Here is a 21,727-nt window from a genome sequence, read left to right on the forward strand (position 1 = left end):
TATTTTTGACTTTGGTAAAACGTGATTGCCAGATAAGGGGAATACTTCATATAACGATATTTTGATTTACCTTAGAAATTGCTGTTAAAAAAAGACCGTTGCAATAAAGCGTCTTTTAAAGTCTAGCGAAAAGCTAACTTTAAATCGCTTCAAAACAACGGTCTTTTATAAAAGTGGGTGGGTGTTCTAAGATAGATGAACGCCCTTATCGACAAAAATAACTTCTCCAATAATCCCACTAGAAGCCGGGCTGATTAAAAAGGCGCAGGTATTACCGACTTCTTCAATGGTCACCCCAACATTGTCTGGTGTTCTTTCTTCAGATAATTGAATTAATTTTTGATAGTCTTTAACCCCTGTTACAGCTAAAGTCTTAATGGCACCAGCAGAAATTCCGTTTACCCGAATGCCTTCAGGGGATAATTCGGCAGCTAAGTAACGAACGGCAGCTTCTAAGGCGGCCTTAGCAATTCCCATCATATTATAATTTGGTACTGCTCTTTGGGAACCCAAGTAGCTCATAGTTACAATCCCACTGTTTTGAGCTAAAATATTTTTTGCATAGCGGGTAACTGCAAGTAATGAATACGAGCTGATATCTTGTGCTAATGCGTAACCCTCTCGTGAAATATCGACTACGCTACCAGATAAATCTTCTTTATTGGCATAAGCGACAGCGTGGACAACGCCGTGGATTTCACCGGCATAATTCCCGATTTTTGCAAAACATTCTTCAATACTTTCATCACTGGCAACATCACATTCTACTTTGAATGCTTCAGTGCCAACTAATTTTTCTAATTGTTTGGCCATGCGGTCGTTTTGGTAAGTATAAATAACTTCTGCACCTTGATCACTTAATGCTTTGGCACAGCCCCAGGCGATTGAGCGCTTATTGGCGACGCCCATAACGACAACTTTTTTTCCAGCTAATAAACTCATGTTTACACTCCTTGAATAATCAAAATAAATAATTTCATTTTTTTGCTCCGTATGATTTCTTATTATTAGATAAAATTGTTTGATTGTCAAACTATTTTTTTCTTGCAGATTATAAATTTGCAAGAAAATTAGAGATATGATACTTTGATAATCAAAATAGATTGTTTTGTCATCTATTTTATTATCAGCAAAAAAACAAGGAGGGTTCTTATGAGCCAAACATTGACCGTTGCAAACGTTAAAGAGCTGATCCCAAATCGGTTCCCAATTTTATATATTGATAAAGTTACCTCGCTTTTAGCTGGTAAAGAAATTATAGCGGAAAAACAAGTCACCTATAACGAAGATTTTTGCCAAAGCCAGCCAGATAATCCCCACATGCCAGGAACTTTAGTGTTAGAAACTTTGGCGCAAGCAGGTTCAATTTTAATTTTAAAATCTCCAGAATTTTTGGGCCAAACAGCTTATATTGGCGGGATTAATGCAGCTCATTTTTACGATTTAGTTCGACCAGGTAGTACCTTACAATTGCGTTTTGCAATTACAAAAATGAAAGGAAACGTCGGGACTGCCGATGCAAAAGCGACAGTAGCGGGTAAAAAAGTTGCCGAATGTGTCTTCACGTTTATTGTAGGTGCAAAATAAAAAAAGAATAACTTTTCATTAAGAAAAAGGATGTGACAAAAATTTATGTCACATCCTTTTTTTCTATTTTGTTTTAGCTTCTTGTAAGATTTTAATTGTTTTGATTTTTACCGGGGATTCGGGTTTGTCATTACTGTCAGTTTTTACTGCGGCAATTTTATCAACCACGTCCATCCCTTCAATAACTTGACCAAATACAGTGTAACTACCATCTAAAGAAGGGTAACCGCCTTTTTTATAAGCATCGATAATTTTATTTGGAATCCAATCTTTTAAAAGACCATCACTCATATCGTCTTTATTTTGGACGATATAAAACTGACTGCCAATGCTATTAGGTTGTTGGGATTGGGCCATCGCTAGTGCCCCGCGAATATGATATAGCTGATTAGAAGGTTCTGCTCCAAAACCTTTACCCCAAATACTTTCACCGCCAGTGCCGTCGCCTTTAGGATCACCACCTTGAATCATGAAATCATTAATCACACGATGGAAAGTTAAGCCGTCATAATAACCTTTTTTAGCATGCGTCATGAAATTTTCTACCGCTTTTGGTGCGATCTCTGGAAACAGTTTGATTTTGATATTTCCTTTATCTGTTTGCAGCTCAACGAGGTCTTCGTTATCTTTGACTTTAGCGTCTAGTTGAGGTAAGTCCAATTTATTAACATCAACTTTTTCAGAAGTTTCACTAGTCTTATCTGAGCTAGAACTAGAAGAGGTTGGACTGTTATTTGTACAACCTGCAATGACGAGCAGCGCAGAAAATAAAACTGCTGTCCCTAAAATACGTTTTTTAATCATGTGTGTAGCTCCTTTTATCTATGATAGTTAAAGAATAACAAATAAAAAAATGTTTGACCAGTCGTGGTTGGCTTTTAAATAGTGAATTGCAAAGGTAAAGGTGTAGACCAATTGGAGCGTTTTTGTTATAATGTAAGAGCATTCAAAAATGTAAACCTCAAGGAGGAAATTAGTAATGGGAAAATTAGGTATTTCAGTTTATCCAGAACGTTCAACATTTGAAAAGGACAAGACATATTTAGATTTGGCTCATAAATATGGGTTTAAACGGGTCTTTACTAGTCTTTTAGAAATTGATGGCGATAAAGAAAAAGTTTTAGCTGGGTTTAAAAAAGTAGTTGATTATGCTAACAGTTTGGAAATGGAAGTCATGGTAGATATTAATCCAGGTCTTTTTGAACAATTAGGCATTTCATATGATGATCTTTCTTTTTTTGATGAAATGGGAGCTTATGGCGTTCGTTTAGATCTTGGTTTTACTGGGGCAGAAGAAGCCAAAATGACGCGAAATCCTTATGGTATTAAAATTGAAATTAATATGAGTCAAGGAACAAATTATGTCGATAATATTATGAGCTATTCTCCTAACACCAATAACTTATTAGGTTCTCATAATTTTTATCCTCATCGTTATTCTGGCTTGAGTTATGATCACTTTGTCTTTTGTTCGAAAAAATTCCGTAAATACAATTTAAATACGATGGCATTTGTGAACTCTCATGAGGCGACTTTTGGACCATGGCCAACCCAAGATGGTCTATGTACTCTAGAAGATCACCGTGATTTAGAGATAGCTACCCAAGTTAAGCACTTCATGTTGACAGGGCTGATTGACGATATCTCAGTAGGAAATGCCTATGCCTCAGAAGCAGAGTTAAAAGCAATGTCTGAAGCTTTCTTTTCTGAATATCCTAGCTTAAAAGTCGCCCCTGCTAAGGACATAACAGCAGACGAACGTATTTGTTTGTTTGATAATTTGCACAGTTATCGTGGCGATCGTTCAGAATACATCTTGCGTTCAACGATGACGCGGGTGTATTACAAAGACAAACCATTTCCAGCTCATAATACACATGATATGACGCGGGGCGATGTTTTGATCGATAATGTTGGTTACGGACAGTATAAAGGCGAAACGCAAATTGCATTAAAAGAGATGAAAAATGACGGCCGGGTGAACGTTGTCGGGCGCATCAGTGATGATGAACTTTTCTTGCTGAATTTCTTAAAACCTTGGTCAAGTTTTAAATTAATTGAAAATAAATAATTGAACTACCCAGTTGTATCAATTCCTTCGTTAAACAAAAAGAACTAAAAATTCTTTTTGTTTAACGAGAATACTAACTGGGTATTTTTTTTTGCTGATCTTTAATCACGTAAGCTGACTTTTTAATATTTCCCATAATTTTTCTCTTTTGATGCCATATGTCTAAAGGGTTTTTTGGTATAATAATAAAGTTGGAGGTGGGTAGATGAAAAATCAGCTGGCACTTTTATTAAATGAACTCCAAGGGATTGGACAATCGGGCAAAACATATGGCCGGGATGTCTTTGACCAAGAACGCTATGATCAACTGTTGATAGTGACGGAAAAATTAATGAATTTGTTAACCGATTGGAATGAAAAACAGATTCAACATTATCTTTACACAGATGATGGGTATGCTACGCCTAAAGTAGATATTCGCGGTGTTGTTTTTGTTGAAGATAAACTTTTATTAGTAAAAGAAAAAAGCGATAATAGCTGGACGCTTCCCGGCGGTTGGGGAGACATCGGCTATTCTCCGTTTGAAATTGCTGCAAAAGAAATTTTGGAAGAAGCCGGGATTTTGGTTAAACCTTTGCAGTTAATCGCCGTGAAAGATAAAGCAAAACATCATTATCCCGCAAGTTTGACCTATGTCTACAAGTTTTTTATCTATTGCGAGGCGTTAGAGACAACGATTAGATCAGGGCTGGAAACGACAGCTGTCGGTTTTTTTACTCAAGTAGAATGTGAGCAATTAAACTTATCTTTAGCGCGGACTTCAAAAGAAGATATTAGCGCGGCTTTTACTTACCACCAACATCCGGAAAACGCAGTTTGCGATTAATTTGTAAGTGAGGAATAGAAGTGAAAAAAGTATGGATTACAATTGGTATTGTTTTGCTATTATTAGCAGGTGGCCTTGTTTTTGCTGGCAATTATTTTTATAACTATGCATTTGTACCATCAGAAAAAGATTTTTTAGCTGATGATAACGAAGCCCAAGCTGCTGCAGATAACAAACCTACTGATACGGCTTTAACGTGGTTTAAAGGTAATACGAGAAAAAATTGGTATATAACTAGCGAAGATGGCTTAAAGTTGCGGGGTATTTATTTACCCGCCTCTAAAAAAAGTGATAAAACAGCCATTATAGCTCATGGTTACATGGGGGATGCAGAATCTATGTACCAATTTGCTGACATGTATCACAGGCTGGGCTATAACGTTTTGGTACCTGATGCAAGAGGACATGGTAAAAGCCAAGGAGATTATATTGGTTTTGGTTGGCCAGAACGCAAGGACTATGTCAAATGGATTCACGAGGTTTTGAGCCAAAATGGTTCTAAGGAAAAAATTATTTTACATGGTGTCAGTATGGGGGCGGCAACCGTCATGATGACCTCCGGTGAAAAATTACCAACGAATGTCAAAGCTATTATAGAAGATTGTGGGTATTCTAGCATTCAAGCGGAGTTAATTTATCAATATCACCAACTGTTTGATTTGCCAACATTTCCAATTATTCCGGTCACCAATTTAGTGATGCGACTTCGCGCTGGTTTTTTCTTTACTGATGGCGACGTAACCAAACAACTGGCAAAAAATGAAACGCCAATGTTCTTTATCCATGGTTCTGCCGATAAATTCGTACCATTTACTATGTTGGATAAAGTTTACAATGCGACTAATGTGCCAAAAGAAAAATGGGTAGTAGATGGCGCAGCACATGCCCAAAGTTTTAATAAAGATCCAAAACGTTATGAAGAAAAAGTTAAGAGCTTTTTAAGTCGTTATGAATAAAATGGTTAAATTTTAAAATCATAGACAAATGAGCGTTAGGTCGTTACAATAATGAAGACTTAATTTATGGGAATAGAATGGAGGACAAAACATGTCCATGTTTTTAGATCAAGTAACAATTGATGTCAAAGCCGGCAAAGGCGGCGACGGTATGGTTGCTTTTCGTCGTGAAAAGTACGTGCCAGACGGAGGACCTGCCGGCGGTGATGGCGGTCATGGTGGTGATGTCATTTTAGTTGTTAATGAAGGGTTACGCACCTTGATGGATTTTCGCTTTAATCGGCATTTCAAAGCTACTCCTGGTGAAAATGGAATGAGTAAAGGAATGCATGGCCGAGGTGCAGAAGATACCTACGTCAAAGTTCCACCAGGTACAACAGTTCGTGATGCTGAAACAGGCGCGCTGTTAGGGGATTTGGTGACAGAAGGACAAACGCTAGTAGTCGCTCGTGGCGGACGTGGTGGACGTGGGAATACACGATTTGCATCACCGCGAAATCCAGCACCTGAGTTGGCGGAAAACGGTGAACCAGGACAAGAGCGCAAAATTGAACTAGAATTAAAAGTTTTAGCTGATGTGGGCTTAGTTGGTTTTCCTTCGGTGGGAAAATCGACATTACTTTCTGTAATTTCTTCAGCGCGACCTAAAATTGGTGCTTATCATTTTACTACGCTGGTACCAAATTTAGGAATGGTAACAACAACAGATGGACGCAGTTTTGCTGTGGCCGACTTGCCTGGATTAATTGAAGGAGCTTCTCAAGGTGTAGGGCTAGGCACGCAATTTTTACGTCACATTGAAAGAACGCGCGTGATTTTACATGTGATTGACATGAGCGGTATGGAAGGCCGAGATCCTTATGAGGACTATTTAGCAATTAACAAAGAGTTAGAAAGTCATAACTTACGCTTGTTGGAACGTCCTCAAATTATTGTGGCAAATAAAATGGATATGCCAGAATCAGAGGAAAATTTAAAAGCATTCAAAGAAAAATTACAAGCACAAAAAACAGATGAGTTTGCAGCGGATATCCCGATTTTCCCAATTTCAGCTGTTTCCAAAAAAGGTTTGCAAGCATTATTAAACGCAACTGCAGATTTATTGGAAACAACACCAGAATTTCCATTATACGATGAAGAAATTGAAGAAGATGTGGTGCATTATGGGTATCAATCCGATGAACCTGAGTTTGAAATTACTCGGGAACCAGATGCAACTTGGGTATTAAGCGGAGATAAAATTGAGAAGCTATTCCAAATGACCAATTTTGCTCATGATGAAACCGTTATGCGTTTTGCCCGCCAACTAAGAGGCTTGGGAGTTGATGAAGCATTACGGGCCCGTGGTGCAAAAGATGGAGATATTGTCCGCATTGGTAATTTTGAATTTGAGTTTGTTGAATAGAAAAGAATAAAAGAGCAATCCACTTTGAAGCATTCTAAGTAAACCCTTTGGTTAAGGGTTTAGAATAAGTCTTCATTTTGGATTGCTTTTCTTTTTTCTTTCCCCGCCTTAACTGGTACACTCAAACTAAGGAAATAGATTTTTTATAACAGCAAGTTGTAGTAAGGAGGATAAAAAATGAGTAAACGCGTTATTGTGATGAATTTTAAAGTTTCCTCAGAAAGTTACCAAGCTTTTTCAGAGGTAAAGCAATTGGTAATGAATCGAAAATTAAAAGGGGAGCAAATGGCTGTGGTAACGCATCAAGATGATGGTAGCCACCAATTTAAAATTGAGGACTTCATGGATTTTACTGGTAGTGATAATGCTTCTAAGGGCGGCTTTATTGGCATGTTGGTGGGGGTATTAATTAGTCCTTTGGCAATTTTATTAGGCTGGGTTGGCGGTAGTATGATTGGGGCAACGCGCGATGCAAAAGAAATCAACGAAGCGCAAGATATCTTCAAATTTTTACTAAATAAAATTGCTCCCGGTCAAACCGGCTTAATCGTCATCGCAGAAGAAGAAGATAATCGTCCATTAAATAAGATTGTATTTGAACAATTACATGGTGAAATCACGCGTTTTGACTTTGAAGAAGTTCAAGCTGAAATTCAAAAAGCACAACAAGTGACAAAAGAAACCAGGGAAAAAGCCAAAGACAGTTGGGAAAAAAGCCATACCCAAGCAAACCCAACAGAAAAAGAATGAAACAAGCATAAAATTTGGCTTTGAAGCGTGTTATACTACTAAGGAACCTTTCGTAGTTAAAATTTTAGAAAGCCAGGTTGGATAATGGAATTAGAGTTTTTAGGAACCGGTGCGGGCGTGCCGGCAAAGCATCGCAATGTAACCAGTATTGCGTTAAAGTTATTAGATGAACGCAATGCTGTTTGGTTGTTTGATTGTGGGGAAGGAACGCAGATGCAGATACTGCGGACGAATATCCGCCCTCGTAAAATTGAAAAAATCTTTATTACTCACTTACACGGGGACCATATTTTTGGTTTACCGGGGTTAATTAGTAGCCGTTCTTTTCAAGGCGGAGATGAGCCTCTTGAAATATATGGACCAGCAGGAATTAAACAATTTGTTTTAAATGCGCTTAAAATTTCCCAAACGCGTTTAGCTTACAGTCTAAAGTTTATTGAAGTAAAACCAGGAGTCATCTTTTATGATGATCAATTTACTGTTACCTGTGACCTGTTAGATCATGGAATTGATAGTTATGGCTATCGCGTGGCAGAACATGACCATGATGGGCAATTACAGGTGGATAAATTAGTAGCGCTAGGTATAAAACCAGGGCCTATTTTTGGCCAATTAAAAAAAGGCGAGACGGTGACATTACCAGATGGGCGCACCGTCAGTGGCAAAGATTTTGTCGGAGCTGCTAAAACAGGCCGTACCGTGACTATTTTAGGAGATACACGAATTAGTGATGCCTCCATTGCTTTAGCGAAAACCTCAGATGTCTTAGTCCACGAAAGTACCTTTAATAAAAACGAGGCAAAAATGGCGCGGAATTACTATCACTCCACAACCCATCAAGCTGCCGAAGTTGCTAAAAGGGCCCAAGTTAAACGCCTAATACTAACGCATATTAGTGCGCGTTATTTAGCTCAAGATGCTCTTAATTTAGAAAAAGAAGCCCAGGAAATTTTTCCTAATACAAAAATTGCCAAAGATTTTGATATTGTTGATATTCCCTTTCAAAATGAAATAAAGGAATGATAATGATGAATTTACAAGATAAAGTAGTTTTAGTCACAGGCGGTTCAGGTGGTTTAGGTGAACAGCTTTGTTATGAGGCGGCTAGAAATGGTGCAATTGTGATTGTTTGTGCTCGTCGCATTAATTTAATTGGTAAAGTAAAAGAACGCTGTGAAAGTTTAAGTGGTAAAAGTGCTTATGCTTTTCAATTGGATGTCGCACAACCAGAAAGTGTTGAGGCGATGTTAGATAAGGTACAAAGTGAAGTTGGTCGTGTAGATGTTTTGATTAACAATGCCGGCTTTGGTATTTTTGAGGACTTTACTTCCTTTGATATGGCAAAAGCTTATCAAATGTTTGAAGTGAATGTTTTAGGGATGATGGTAGTAACGCAAAAAGTTGCTCTAATGATGTTAGAAGCTGGCATTTCGGGTAGTATTGTTAATATTGCTTCAATGGCAGGAAAAATGGCTACGCCTAAAACAGCTGTTTATTCGGCTACAAAATTTGCTGTATTGGGTTTTTCAAATGCTTTGCGCTTAGAATTAAAACCGGCGAACATTCACGTTATGACGGTTAACCCAGGACCTGTCGCAACGCATTTCTTTGAACAAGCCGATCCTAGCGGAAATTATTTAGAAAGTCTTGGTAATTTTGTCTTAGAACCGGATAAATTAGCACAAGCTGTTATTAAAGGTATTAAAAAGCAAAAGAGAGAAATTAATCGGCCCCACCTTATGCAAGTGGCAAGTCAATTTTATACGTTATTTCCTCATGTTGGCGACTGGTTAGCCGGTGGAATGTTTAATCAAAAATAGTAAAAGGAGTTAACAACTCGCGGGAGTTGTTAACTCTTTTTTTTGACTGTGACTATATGGAAATACAATAATTTTCAAATGAAAAATCAGCTTGCGGCAAAATAATCCCTATCAGGTTTTACGAACAGACTTTACCGACCGGTTTAAAAAAAATTTCAAGAAATTGAAAGGCAATTTATTAAAATCTCTTCTTGAAGTTTGAAGGCAAAAGGAGTTCAAAAGGCAATTTTCCGTGTTGTTTACAGGAGGAAGATGTTATTTTTTATTTAAAGAAAGTTGGTTTAAAGTACCGGAAAACTTTCCATCTATTCGTCTCTTTGCTATAATAATCTGGTTGGGAGTGATTTTTTGAGTAGCTCTATGTATAATTGGCAACTTCCAGAAAATAAGGAAGTGCCAAAAGAATTTGTTCAAATTTGCGAAAAATATAATTTAAATACAACTTTGGCAAAACTGCTTTGGCAACGTGAAATAAAAACCGAAAACCAATTAACTGCCTTCTTACAACCACAAATTGATCAGTTACACGATCCTTTTGCGTTGTTTGAAATGGACAAGGTCGTTGAGCGCATTCAAATCGCAATTATGAATGGGGAACGAATTTTAGTTTATGGGGATTACGATGCTGATGGCATAACAAGTACGACAATTATGACAGAAGCACTAGAGCTTTTAGGAGCGGATGTTTCATTTTATTTGCCAAATCGCTTTAAAGATGGTTACGGACCTAATTTGGAAGTTTATCAAGAAAAAATTGCAGCGGGAATTCAGTTAATTATCACGGTCGATAACGGCGTTTCAGGTCATGAGGCGATTAATTATGCTAATGGCCAAGGTGTGGATGTTATCGTAACGGATCATCACGAATTGCCAAAAGAATTACCAGCTGCATTTGGAATTATTCACCCCCGGCATCCTGCTGGTAGTTATCCTTTTGGTGAATTAGCCGGTGTTGGGGTGGCTTTTAAAGTTGCGTGTGCGTTACTAGAAGAAGTACCCGCAGAGTTTCTTGACTTAGTAGCTATTGGAACTGTTGCTGATATGGTTTCATTGACTGATGAAAACCGGGTTTTAGTAACTTATGGTTTAAAAGCTTTGCAGCAGACGCAAAGATTGGGTTTGCAAGCATTGTTAAAAATTAGTGGGGTAGAAGAAAGTAAACTAGACGAACAAAGTATCGGGTTTGCTTTGGCCCCGCGTTTAAATGCCATTGGTCGCCTGTCTGATCCTAATGAAGCTGTCGACTTGTTAAAAACTTTTGATGAACAAAAAGCAATCTCTCTTGCAAAGGATTTAGATGAAATTAATCAAAAGCGTAAAAGCTTAGTTGAAGAAATCACTAAAGAGGCACTTGCGTTAATCAATAGCCAAGATGCAATTCACATTGTCGCGCAATCTGGTTGGCATGAAGGGGTATTAGGGATTGTAGCCGGCAGAATCTTAAAAGAAACCGGTAAGCCGGCAATTGTTTTGACGATAAAAGAAGATGGTATCGCAAAAGGTTCTGGTCGTAGTATTGCATCATTGAATATGTTTGCAATGTTAGATGAAATGCGGGAACTATTCACAAGCTTTGGTGGTCATCATGCTGCTGTGGGTGTTAGTGTTCCTGTTGCAGACCTTGATCAATTCAAAGAAAATGTTGCTGCTTATGCTGCTGGACATAAAGAACAGCTGATCGGTAACACGCTAGCTATTGACGGTATTTTGAATATAGCAGATGCCACAATTCCTTTAATCAAAGAGTTGAAACAACTGGCGCCTTTTGGCATGGACAATCCGCAACCTTATTTTATGTTGCAGCATATCTTTGCTCGTGATTTAAAAACGATTGGTGCGGATAATAATCATTTGAAATTTAATGCAACTGACGGTGAAAATACGCAATTAACTACGATTGGCTTTGGTTTTGGTAATCAATTAACTTCAATTGAAAACAACGAACTTTCAATTGTAGGGCAACTACAATTGAATGAATGGAATGGCCGACAATCACCACAGTTGCAATTGATAGATTTTGCAGCTGTAGGCTTACAGCTAGTGGATTTACGTGCCAAAAAGAAGCGACAAAATCTTCAATTTGATGCGAACACACTGTTTGTTTGTTTTGGTAATAAAGTTCCTACAGATATAAAAACTCAAATTCTAACACAGGTGCATCATTTTAAAGACTTAACACATTTAAAACTGGTGGTACAAGAGGAAAATTATTCCAGTATTGCATTTTTGGACTGTCCGATGGATGCCCTCGTTTTAAAAGAAATTTTGTCGCTGACGGATTTTCATCAGTTGTATTTAGTCTTAAACGCCGATGATGATGCGTATTTAGATGGTTTGGGGACAAGGGAACAGTATGGTCGACTCTTTAAACTAATTGCACAACAAGATACGCTAGATGTCCGATATAAACTTCCTAGCATTGCGCAATTTTTAAAAATACCAGAAAAATTATTAATTTTTATGATTCAGGTGTTTTTTGATTTAGAATTTGTTACAATAAGCGATGGTCTTTTACACAAGACAGAAGTTGATGGCAAAAAAGATCTTACTACCAGTGTGGTTTATAAACGTAGACAACAAAAAATCAAAACAGAAGAATTTTTATTGCTAAGTGATATGGCAACTTTAAAAACTTGGTTTGAAAACTAGGAGGAAAAAACATGGATTTAAAAGATTATATTGCAAGTATTCCCGATTACCCTTCAGAAGGTATTGTTTTTCGCGATATTTCACCTTTAATGGCTGATGGTCTGGCTTATCGGGAAGCAACAAAACAAATCGTAGACTATGCAAAAGAAAAAAGAATTGATATGGTAGTTGGACCAGAAGCACGTGGGTTTATTGTGGGCTGTCCAGTTGCTTATGAATTAGGTGTTGGGTTTGCTCCAGTTCGTAAAAAAGGTAAATTACCTCGCAAAACAATTGAAGTAACCTATGACTTAGAATACGGGACAGATACACTGACACTTCATGAAGATGCTATTAAACCTGGCCAACGCGTTTTAATTTGTGACGACTTATTAGCAACCGGGGGAACAATTAAAGCAACGACAGAATTGGTTGAAGAATTAGGTGGCGTAGTTGTGGGCTGTGCTTTTCTAATTGAACTAATGGACTTACACGGTCGAGACAAAATTAAAGACTACGATATGATTACATTGATGGAATATTAAGCACCTCTTACCTTGCAATCTTTATTGCAAGGTTTTTTTTATCTTTTTTAAGATTTTTTACAATAAAAAGCATTGATTTGGCTCCTTTAGCGCCATCTAGCATCGCACTAACTCTGTAAGAAATAAGTTAAAATTTTAAGAAATTTGTGATGCAATATATTGAAGTTCGGCCTTATTGTAGGTGTGTGAAGAGTTTGAAAAACTTTTCTTAGCTGTGGTTATTGTTTATTTGAAAGGAAATAATTATTGCTCATACTAGAGTGAGTTTAGAATGAAAAATCTGATTACCACTATTTATAAAATGGTAGCTTTTCAATGTGGGTAAATTATTTTTATATATTTTTTTCGTTTTGTGAATCATTTCCTTTGTGAGGTGAAAAGGAATTGTTGTAAAAATGTTCTTTTGAAAGGAGAAAAAATGTAATTTAAAATTGGCAGAGTTTTTTTTAAGAAAAAAAGACGGATTTTGAGATACTTGCCACAAGCAGAGAAATTTCTTCCAAGTTTGTGATTGGCTATACTACATAAGAAAGGGGAATGAAGATGGATTATGAAGTATTGCTTTACTATAAATACACAACAATTGAGGAGCCGGAAGTATTTGCACAAGAACATCTGGCCTTTTGTAAAAAATTAGGATTAAAAGGACGGATTTTAGTTGCAAAAGAAGGTATTAACGGCACTGTCTCAGGATTAAAAAAAGCAACTGCGGCATATAAAAAAGCATTGAAAGATGATCCTCGCTTTAAAAATATTACGTTTAAAAGTGATGAAGCAACGGAACACGCCTTCAAAAAGATGTTTGTCCGTCCGCGGCGAGAAATTGTGTCGTTGCAATTATCCGATGATTTTAGTCCCAACGAAGTTACAGGCACATATTTGTCGCCAAAAGAATTTAAAGAAGCTTTGTTGGCTGAAGATACCGTTGTGATTGACGCTCGCAATGATTATGAATATGATTTGGGCCATTTTCGGGGTGCTGTGCGACCAGAAATTCGTAATTTTCGCGAATTACCTCAGTGGATCAAAGAACATAAAGAAGAGTTTATGGAAAAACGGGTAGTCACCTATTGTACCGGTGGGATTCGCTGTGAAAAATTCTCAGGCTGGTTAGTAAAAGAAGGATTTAAAGATGTCGGACAATTAGATGGTGGGATTGCAACTTATGGCAAAGATCCAGAAGTTAAAGGAGAATTATGGGATGGTAAAATGTATGTTTTTGATGAACGGATTAGTGTAGAGATCAATCACGTTGATAAAAAGGTTGTTGGCCGTGATTGGTTTGACGGAACTCCTTGTGAGCGTTACATTAATTGCAGCAATCCGGAATGTAATCGCCGTATTCTGGCTTCGGTTGAAAATGAGACGAAATATTTAGGTGCTTGCAGTCAAGCTTGTCGAAACCACCCTCAAAATCGTTATCGTCAAAATACTTAAGCCAAGTAATGACAAAAAACAATATGAAGTAAAAGGTTGAATCTAGATTCAACCTTTTTATAATTTCTCAATTTAGCTTGTCATAGAGTTAAAAAAATAGACGGTAATTTTAAAAGAGTTGGTTAAAAACCCGCCATTTTTCCACGAAGGAATTTACTTGTGGTAAGATAGACGAGAAAATGAAACGATTACTAAAAAAGTAATGTTAATTGAGAGGAATTAAACCATGCAACAAATGAAAAAACCAAAGGACGCGGCAATATCAGCCTATATCCACATTCCCTTTTGTGAACACATCTGTTACTACTGCGACTTTAATAAGGTCTTTTTAGAAGGGCAGCCTGTCGATGAATACATCGCTTGTCTTTTAAAAGAAATGAAACTTACGCTAGAAAAAAATCCCATAAAAAAAAGTCCAACTTTATACGTTGGAGGTGGAACACCAACTTCACTTTCAGCTGACCAACTAGATACCCTTTTAAGGGGAATTAATGATCTTTTCCCAATGGAGACTGTTACCGAATTTACCGTGGAAGCAAATCCTGGTGATTTGACTTTAGACAAATTACAAGTGATGAAAGATCACAGTGTGAACCGTCTTTCCATGGGCGTGCAAACATTTGACGATGTTTTGCTAAAAAAGATTGGACGTAAACATACGGCTAAAGACGTCTATGACACGATGGACTTCTTAGAAAAAGCAGATTTTCAAAATGTTTCGATTGATTTGATTTATGCGCTTCCGGGTCAAACATTAGCAAGTTTTCGCGATACCTTAAAACGGGCAATTGAATTAGATTTACCCCATTACTCGTTGTATTCCTTGATTTTAGAAAACAAGACGATGTTTATGAACTGGGTGAGACAAGGGCGCTTGGAGATGCCGGATCAAGAAATTGAAGGTCAGATGTTTGAAGAAACGATGTTAGCTATGCATGATACCGGAAAATTTCAGTATGAAATTAGTAATTTTGCTAAGCCGGGATTTGAATCCCAACATAATTTAGTTTATTGGAATAATGAACACTACTTTGGTTTTGGCGCTGGAGCAAGTGGCTATCTAGGAAAAACGCGTTATAAAAATTTTGGCCCAATTCAACACTATTTAAAACCATTGAAAAACGATCAACTTCCTATTTATGAAACAGAAGAGTTAAGTCGCAATAACCAAATGGAAGAAGAAATGTTTTTGGGATTACGTAAAAAAGCTGGTATTTCTAAAGCTCATTTTGCAGAAAAATTTGGTCAAGAGCTGACGGCTGTTTACGGAAATGTTTTGGCAGATTTGGTAAGCAAACAATGGTTGCTTGAAACAAAGGACAATGTCAGACTCACTGAAAAAGGGTTATTGATTGGAAATGAAATTTTTGAGAAGTTTTTATTAGATTGATTTTCTAAATTGATGTAAGCCTGATATGATTGAAAAAAACGATTAGCACTCTATATCAAAGAGTGCTAATTTTTTGTTGCTTAATTCTTGACATTAAACTTTCTTGTGGTATATTAATATGTGTTAGCACTTAGATAGACGGAGTGCTAAATACGAGGTGATGAATATGTTGACAAAAAGACAACAAGATATTCTGCGTCTCATTATCCAACATTATACGAAGACCGGCTTGCCGGTGGGTTCTAAGTCTTTAATGGCAGCAGGAATTAATGCTAGTTCAGCAACGATCCGCAATGATATGAAAGCTTTAGAAGAAGCAGGTCTCTTACAAAAGACGCATTCTTCTTCTGGTCGTATTCCTTCGATGGTGGGTTACCGTTATTACGTTGACCATCTTTTAAAGCCTACTCGTGTAGCAAAAACGGATATGCAAGTAATCAAGCGGTCTTTTGGAAAAGAATTTCATGAGATTAACGATATTATTCAACAATCTGCTGAAATTTTATCCAATTTAACCAGCTATACTGCCTTGTCCTTGGGTCCGGATATGAAGGATAGACGTCTGACCGGTTTTCGAATTGTCCCGTTAAATAGTCGTCAAGTGATTGCGATTATCGTAACGGATCAAGGCAATGTTGAAAGTCAAGTCTTTGCCTTGCCGCAAAGTGTCAGCGGAGCTGACTTGGAAAAGATGGTACGGATCATCAACGACAAATTAGTGGGTGAGCCGTTACTAACGGTTTACCAACGTCTGCGTACTGAGATTCCGATGATCTTGCATAAATACTTTCAAACAACAGAAGGTATTTTAGATTTATTTGATTTAATGTTGGGTCAAGTTTTTGAAGAAAAGGTCTTTGTCGGCGGTCGCATGAATATGATTGATTTTGAACCTGCTACTGATGTGGATCAGTTCAAATCAATTTACCGCTTTATGAAAGACCCTGAAGAGTTGATGCAGCTTTTAATTCCACCAACAGATAACATTGATATTCGTATTGGTGATGAGTTGGGCAATGACTTATTTCATAATATGAGCTTAATTCAAGCCAGTTATGATATTTCTGGTCATGGTAAAGGTGTGATTGCATTATTAGGTCCTGCAAGTATGCAGTATTCTAAAATGTTTGGTTTACTTGATGTGTTTTCCAGAGAACTAGCCGAGAAATTGGCGGAGTATTATCGTTCGCTCGACGCAACAAGTTAAAAAAGAAATTTGCGTAGAAAGGTGGCAAGTTCAGTGTCAGAAAAAGATCAAGAATTAAAAGATCAAGAGGTAGCGGAAGCTACTGAACAAAAAGATTTGGAACAAGAATCTGTCACAGATGAATTAACTGAACTGACAGCAAAAATTGATGAAATGGACGACCAATTATTACGGGCAAAAGCAGAAATTGCGAATATTACCAATCGTAACCGTAATGAAAGAGAACTTTTACAACGTTATCGTTCACAAGACTTAGCAAAAAAACTATTACCGGCTATTGACAATTTGGAGCGAGCAATGGCAACAGATGTCTCGGATGAACAAGGCATTAATTTGAAAAAAGGTGTTGAAATGACCTTAGCTAGTTTGCAACAAGCTTTAAAAGAAGAAGGAATTGAAGAGATTGCTGCTGAAGGCGAAGCTTTTGATCCCAACTTCCATCAAGGTGTGCAAACTGTTGAAGCAAGTGATGATGCACCTGCCAATACAATTGTGCAGGTACTACAAAAAGGCTACAAGTTACACGATCGCGTCTTACGACCAAGTATGGTTATTGTAGCCCAATAAATTTTAAAAAAATTACGAGTAACTATTAAAGGAGCGTTTTATTATGAGTAAAATTATTGGTATTGACTTAGGTACAACAAACTCTGCAGTCGCAGTCCTAGAAGGCGGCGAAGCAAAAATTATTGCAAACCCAGAAGGTAACCGGACAACTCCTTCTGTTGTATCATTTAAAAATGGCGAAATTCAAGTTGGGGAAGTAGCAAAACGTCAAGCTGTAACCAACCCAAATACTGTTTCTTCTATTAAACGCCACATGGGCGAAGCAGGCTACAAAGTTGAAGTAGAAGGAAAATCTTATACACCACAAGAAATTTCAGCAATGGTATTACAATACATTAAAGGCTTTGCAGAAGACTACTTAGGTGAAAAAGTAGAAAAAGCTGTTATTACAGTTCCTGCATACTTTAACGATGCACAACGTCAAGCAACTAAAGACGCTGGTAAAATTGCCGGTCTTGAAGTAGAACGGATTGTCAATGAACCAACAGCCGCTGCTTTAGCATATGGCTTGGATAAAACAGATCGTGATGAAAAAATCTTAGTCTTTGACCTTGGTGGTGGTACTTTTGACGTATCAATCTTGGAATTAGGCGATGGTGTCTTTGACGTATTATCAACTGCTGGGGATAACCATTTAGGTGGGGATGACTTTGACAATAAAATCATCGATCACATGGTAGCAGAATTCAAAAAAGACAACGGCATCGATCTTTCAAATGACAAAATGGCAATGCAACGTTTGAAAGATGCTGCAGAAAAAGCCAAAAAAGACTTATCTGGTGTGACAAGTACACAAATCAGCTTACCATTTATCACTGCAGGAGACGCTGGTCCTTTGCACTTAGAAATGACATTAACACGAGCAAAATTTGATGAATTGACAGCTGACTTAGTTGAACGGACTAAAGTACCAGTTCGCCAAGCGCTAAAAGATGCTGGTTTATCACAATCAGAAGTAGACGAAGTAATTTTAGTAGGTGGTTCAACTCGTATTCCTGCGGTTGTTGAAGCAGTTCGCAAAGAAACTGGTAAAGAACCAAACAAATCTGTTAACCCAGATGAAGTTGTAGCAATGGGTGCTGCTATTCAAGGTGGTGTTATTACAGGTGATGTTAAAGATGTTGTCTTACTAGATGTAACCCCATTATCATTAGGTATTGAAACAATGGGTGGAGTCTTTACAAAATTAATTGACCGCAATACAACCATTCCAACGAGCAAATCACAAGTATTCTCAACTGCCGCAGATAACCAACCTGCTGTTGATATTCATGTCTTACAAGGTGAACGTCCAATGGCTGCAGACAACAAAACATTAGGTCGTTTCCAATTGACAGATATTCCAGCTGCACCTCGTGGTATTCCTCAAATCGAAGTAACATTTGATATTGATAAAAACGGGATTGTAAATGTATCTGCTAAAGACTTAGGTACACAAAAAGAACAAAAAATTACGATTAAATCTTCATCAGGTTTATCAGACGACGAAATCGAACGCATGGTAAAAGATGCAGAAGCAAATGCGGAAGCTGATAAAGCACGTAAAGAAGAAGTTGACTTGCGCAATGATGTAGATGCTTTATTATTCTCTGTTGATAAAACATTAAAAGAATTAGAAGGTAAAGTTGACGCAGATGAAGTGAAAAAAGCAGAAGATGCGCGGGATGAATTAAAAGCTGCTGTTGAAGCTAATAATTTAGAAGATATGAAAGCAAAACGCGATGCGTTAAACGAAATCGTCCAAAATTTAACAGTTAAATTATACGAACAAGCAGCACAACAACAAGCTGATGCTGACCCAACACAAGCACAAGGTGGTGCTGATGACGTTGTCGATGCTGATTTTGAAGAAGTTGACGGCGACGATAAATAATTTTGTAAAAGTGAAATAGTTCGCTGTGTAGGATTAGAAAAAAGCCAAGGCCTAGCTTTGGCTTTTTCTATGAGATAGTTCAGCTTCCTAATAAAATGTGTTAAAATACCCAAGTGAGACTAAATGTATGTGGAGGGAAAGCCTATGGCAGACAAACGTGATTATTACGAAGTCCTCGGGCTACAAAAGGGAGCTTCCGATGACGAAATCAAAAAAGCATATCGCAAGCTTTCCAAAAAGTATCATCCTGATATTAATAAAGAACCTGATGCAGAAGACAAATTCAAAGAAATTTCGGAAGCTTATGAAATTTTAAGCGATCCGCAAAAACGGGCGGCATATGATCAATATGGTCATGCTGGTACTGATCCGAATTACGGCGGAGGTTATGGTGGCTTTGGCGGCGGTAATTATGGTGGATTCAGCGGTGGCGGTAGTTTTGGCGGTTTTGAAGATATTTTTGAATCCTTCTTTGGTGGTGGCGGCGGTCGTTCTGCTGATCCCAATGCACCAAGACAAGGTGCTGACTTACAGTATGCGGTTAATTTAAAGTTTGAAGAAGCCATTTTTGGGGTGGAAAAAACGGTTAAATACAATCGTGAAGAAGTCTGTCATACTTGTGGCGGAAATGGTGCTAAACCAGGTACACAACCCGTGACGTGTTCAAAATGTCATGGTTCTGGTACGATTAATGTTGAACGCCAAACGCCTCTAGGACGGATGATGAGTCGTCAGACTTGTGATGTATGTCATGGAACAGGTAAAGAAATCAAAGATCCATGTCCAACTTGTCATGGATCAGGTCATGAAAAGAAAGCTCATGAAGTAAAAGTGACTGTCCCTGCCGGAGTGGAAGATGGGCAACAAATGCGTCTACAAAACCAAGGAGAAGCTGGTGAAAACGGTGGACCTTACGGTGATTTATATGTTGTCTTTCGCGTAGAAGAAAGTGACATTTTTGATCGTGATGGGGCTGAAATTTATTATGAATTACCACTTAATTTTGTGCAAGCTGCATTAGGGGATGAAATTAATGTGCCGACAGTTCATGGTGAAGTGAAATTAAAAGTTCCAGCTGGAACACAAACCGGAACGAATTTCCGTTTACGTGGTAAAGGTGCGCCAAAACTGCGGGGAAGCGGAAATGGTGATCAACACGTAAAAGTGAAATTGATTACACCTAAAAATCTAAGCGAAGAGCAAAGACAAGCATTGCGTCAATTTGCTGAAGTTAGTGGAACAAAATTGACTGAACAACAGTCAGAAGGCTTCTTTGATAAAATGAAAGATGCCTTTGGCGGTAAGAAAAAATAAGATAAAAGAGTTCATCAGAGAAATCTGATGAACTCTTTTTCTTTTGAAATTGGAAGTTGGAAAAGAAGTATTCAGCTTATTGCAACAAAAGTTAATTTTAGACTACCGTTTATTTTATAAATAGTAACGAAAATTATATCCATATCCTAGCTTTCTTAAAAAATATTTGTTAAAAAGTGACTTATGTTTTTTGCCGCTTTATCTAATTTTGTGAAATTAAATAATTTCGTGAAGCTTTTCTTATTTTGGGTTATAGTTAGAATAGTTAGATAAAAGGAGTGGTAGAATGCGCGTTTTTGCTAGCCCCCAAGTTTATATCCAAGGATTTGCGGCTTTTCAAACAGAACTTTTATGCTTGCAACGATTAGGTAAAAAAGCCTTGATTGTGACTGATGCATTTGTGATGCAGATGGTAGGAGAGCAGTTGGTTGAGAATTTAAACAGAGTAGAAATTGAAAGTGCCGCTGTTTTAGTGGATGACAGCAGTCAAGCAACTTTCTTTGCAAAGACTAAAGAGATGATTCAAACTGCTAATTATCAATTTATCATTGCCTTAGGGGGTGGGAAGGCAATGGATTTAGGGAAAATGGTTGCAAATAACAATCACTTACCTGTTGCCGTCTTACCTACATCGGTAGCGACAGATGCTGCTACGTCGCGAATTTCTGTTATTTATGATGAGGCAGGAAATTTTGTACGATACAATTTTTATGCTAAAAATCCTGAAATCGTTCTAGTGGATACTAAAATTATCTTCGCGGCACCTCAAGAAATGCTAGTGGCAGGTTTTGCCGATGGTATTGCAACTTATATTGAGGCGCGAAGTGTTTGGGAGGATCAGGGCGTAAATATTGCTGGTGCCAAACCGACCCTAGCAGCGTTAAGTTTAGCTAAAACGTGTCACGACGTTTTAATACGTGATATTAAAAGTGCACTACGAGCACAAAAGGATGGCATCATAAATGCTGCTTTTGAAAATGTCGTAGAGTCCAATATTTTATTAAGTGGTTTGGGGTTTGAAAATGGCGGCTTGAGTTTGGCCCATAGTTTTCATAACGTGATAATGGGAGATTGCCAATTGAGCGTAAGAGGCAGTCATGGTCAAATTGTTGCAGTGGGACTACTTTTACAGTTGTTAATTGAAAAAAGGAGAACAGAGTATGAGGATTACCGTCAATTATTTACGAGTTTGAAACTGCCGACTACCTTACCAGAACTTAATTTGAATTTATCTCAAACCATGATTAGGGATCTTGCTAAGAAAATTTTATTAACGAAGCAAGCTGGAAATCACCTTGGAAAACAAGTAGATGAAGCAAAAATCAGCACAGCTTTAACTGAGTTAGCATAG

Annotated in this window: 19 protein-coding genes; 17 read left to right on the forward strand and 2 right to left on the reverse strand. The window is 37.7% G+C overall.

The features are described 5' to 3' along the window. Positions 1–186: 186 nt before the first annotated feature. The gene (fabI, locus tag K4422_RS09045) at positions 187–942 is read right to left on the reverse strand and encodes an enoyl-ACP reductase FabI (protein WP_206902707.1); all 756 of its coding nucleotides are present in this window, start codon (positions 940–942) and stop codon (positions 187–189) included. A gap of 210 nt (positions 943–1,152) precedes the next feature. Between fabI and K4422_RS09050 the strand changes: the two genes are divergently transcribed. Beyond that, positions 1,153–1,587: a 3-hydroxyacyl-ACP dehydratase FabZ family protein gene (locus K4422_RS09050; protein WP_206902708.1), complete on the forward strand. Its 435-nt coding sequence runs from the start codon at positions 1,153–1,155 to the stop codon at positions 1,585–1,587. 63 nt (positions 1,588–1,650) lie between these two features. On the opposite strand, the gene K4422_RS09055 is transcribed toward K4422_RS09050, so the two are convergent. Continuing rightward, the gene (locus K4422_RS09055) at positions 1,651–2,391 is read right to left on the reverse strand and encodes a peptidylprolyl isomerase (protein WP_206902709.1); all 741 of its coding nucleotides are present in this window, start codon (positions 2,389–2,391) and stop codon (positions 1,651–1,653) included. A 175-nt stretch (positions 2,392–2,566) separates the two neighbouring features. Between K4422_RS09055 and K4422_RS09060 the strand changes: the two genes are divergently transcribed. From K4422_RS09060 to K4422_RS09135, 16 genes are all read left to right on the forward strand, one after another. Then, positions 2,567–3,658 (forward strand): DUF871 domain-containing protein, encoded by a 1,092-nt coding sequence (locus tag K4422_RS09060; protein ID WP_230710737.1) that lies wholly within the window; start codon positions 2,567–2,569, stop codon positions 3,656–3,658. A gap of 205 nt (positions 3,659–3,863) precedes the next feature. Then, positions 3,864–4,484, forward strand: a complete 621-nt coding sequence (locus K4422_RS09065; RefSeq protein WP_230710739.1) for an NUDIX hydrolase N-terminal domain-containing protein — start codon at positions 3,864–3,866, stop codon at positions 4,482–4,484. Between the two features lie 20 nt (positions 4,485–4,504). Continuing rightward, a complete protein-coding gene (locus tag K4422_RS09070) occupies positions 4,505–5,440 on the forward strand; it encodes an alpha/beta hydrolase (protein ID WP_230710741.1) in 936 nt (311 codons plus the stop codon). A gap of 91 nt (positions 5,441–5,531) precedes the next feature. Further along, positions 5,532–6,845, forward strand: coding sequence for a GTPase ObgE (obgE, locus tag K4422_RS09075; protein WP_230710744.1), 1,314 nt, complete (start codon positions 5,532–5,534; stop codon positions 6,843–6,845). A gap of 177 nt (positions 6,846–7,022) precedes the next feature. Continuing rightward, positions 7,023–7,595 carry a DUF1269 domain-containing protein gene (locus K4422_RS09080; RefSeq protein WP_230710745.1) on the forward strand — a complete coding sequence of 191 codons (573 nt, stop codon included), beginning with the start codon at positions 7,023–7,025 and terminating at the stop codon, positions 7,593–7,595. Positions 7,596–7,679: 84 nt separating this feature from the next. Next, positions 7,680–8,618, forward strand: coding sequence for a ribonuclease Z (rnz, locus tag K4422_RS09085; protein WP_230710747.1), 939 nt, complete (start codon positions 7,680–7,682; stop codon positions 8,616–8,618). A gap of 5 nt (positions 8,619–8,623) precedes the next feature. Next, complete coding sequence (locus K4422_RS09090) at positions 8,624–9,415, forward strand: SDR family NAD(P)-dependent oxidoreductase (RefSeq protein WP_230710750.1); 792 nt, start codon at positions 8,624–8,626, stop codon at positions 9,413–9,415. A gap of 360 nt (positions 9,416–9,775) precedes the next feature. Further along, positions 9,776–12,064 carry a single-stranded-DNA-specific exonuclease RecJ gene (recJ, locus tag K4422_RS09095; protein WP_442896731.1) on the forward strand — a complete coding sequence of 763 codons (2,289 nt, stop codon included), beginning with the start codon at positions 9,776–9,778 and terminating at the stop codon, positions 12,062–12,064. Positions 12,065–12,075: 11 nt separating this feature from the next. Next, positions 12,076–12,588: an adenine phosphoribosyltransferase gene (locus K4422_RS09100; protein ID WP_206902717.1), complete on the forward strand. Its 513-nt coding sequence runs from the start codon at positions 12,076–12,078 to the stop codon at positions 12,586–12,588. Between the two features lie 543 nt (positions 12,589–13,131). Next, the gene (gene trhO / locus K4422_RS09105; RefSeq protein WP_230710755.1) at positions 13,132–14,025 is read left to right on the forward strand and encodes an oxygen-dependent tRNA uridine(34) hydroxylase TrhO; all 894 of its coding nucleotides are present in this window, start codon (positions 13,132–13,134) and stop codon (positions 14,023–14,025) included. A 226-nt stretch (positions 14,026–14,251) separates the two neighbouring features. Further along, positions 14,252–15,415 carry a radical SAM family heme chaperone HemW gene (gene hemW / locus K4422_RS09110; protein WP_230710757.1) on the forward strand — a complete coding sequence of 388 codons (1,164 nt, stop codon included), beginning with the start codon at positions 14,252–14,254 and terminating at the stop codon, positions 15,413–15,415. A gap of 166 nt (positions 15,416–15,581) precedes the next feature. Beyond that, positions 15,582–16,622: a heat-inducible transcriptional repressor HrcA gene (hrcA, locus tag K4422_RS09115; RefSeq protein WP_206902720.1), complete on the forward strand. Its 1,041-nt coding sequence runs from the start codon at positions 15,582–15,584 to the stop codon at positions 16,620–16,622. Between the two features lie 33 nt (positions 16,623–16,655). Continuing rightward, entirely contained in the window at positions 16,656–17,189 is a 534-nt protein-coding gene (grpE, locus tag K4422_RS09120; RefSeq protein WP_206902721.1) for a nucleotide exchange factor GrpE, read from the forward strand. Between the two features lie 43 nt (positions 17,190–17,232). Continuing rightward, complete coding sequence (gene dnaK / locus K4422_RS09125) at positions 17,233–19,062, forward strand: molecular chaperone DnaK (protein WP_230710760.1); 1,830 nt, start codon at positions 17,233–17,235, stop codon at positions 19,060–19,062. Positions 19,063–19,206: 144 nt separating this feature from the next. Continuing rightward, positions 19,207–20,376, forward strand: a complete 1,170-nt coding sequence (dnaJ, locus tag K4422_RS09130; RefSeq protein WP_206902723.1) for a molecular chaperone DnaJ — start codon at positions 19,207–19,209, stop codon at positions 20,374–20,376. Positions 20,377–20,662: 286 nt separating this feature from the next. After that, positions 20,663–21,727, forward strand: coding sequence for an iron-containing alcohol dehydrogenase (locus K4422_RS09135; RefSeq protein WP_230710762.1), 1,065 nt, complete (start codon positions 20,663–20,665; stop codon positions 21,725–21,727).

Origin of the sequence: Enterococcus sp. SMC-9 (genome assembly GCF_021011285.1) — a bacterium.
Classification (GTDB): Bacteria; Bacillota; Bacilli; order Lactobacillales; family Enterococcaceae; genus Enterococcus_C; species Enterococcus_C montenegrensis.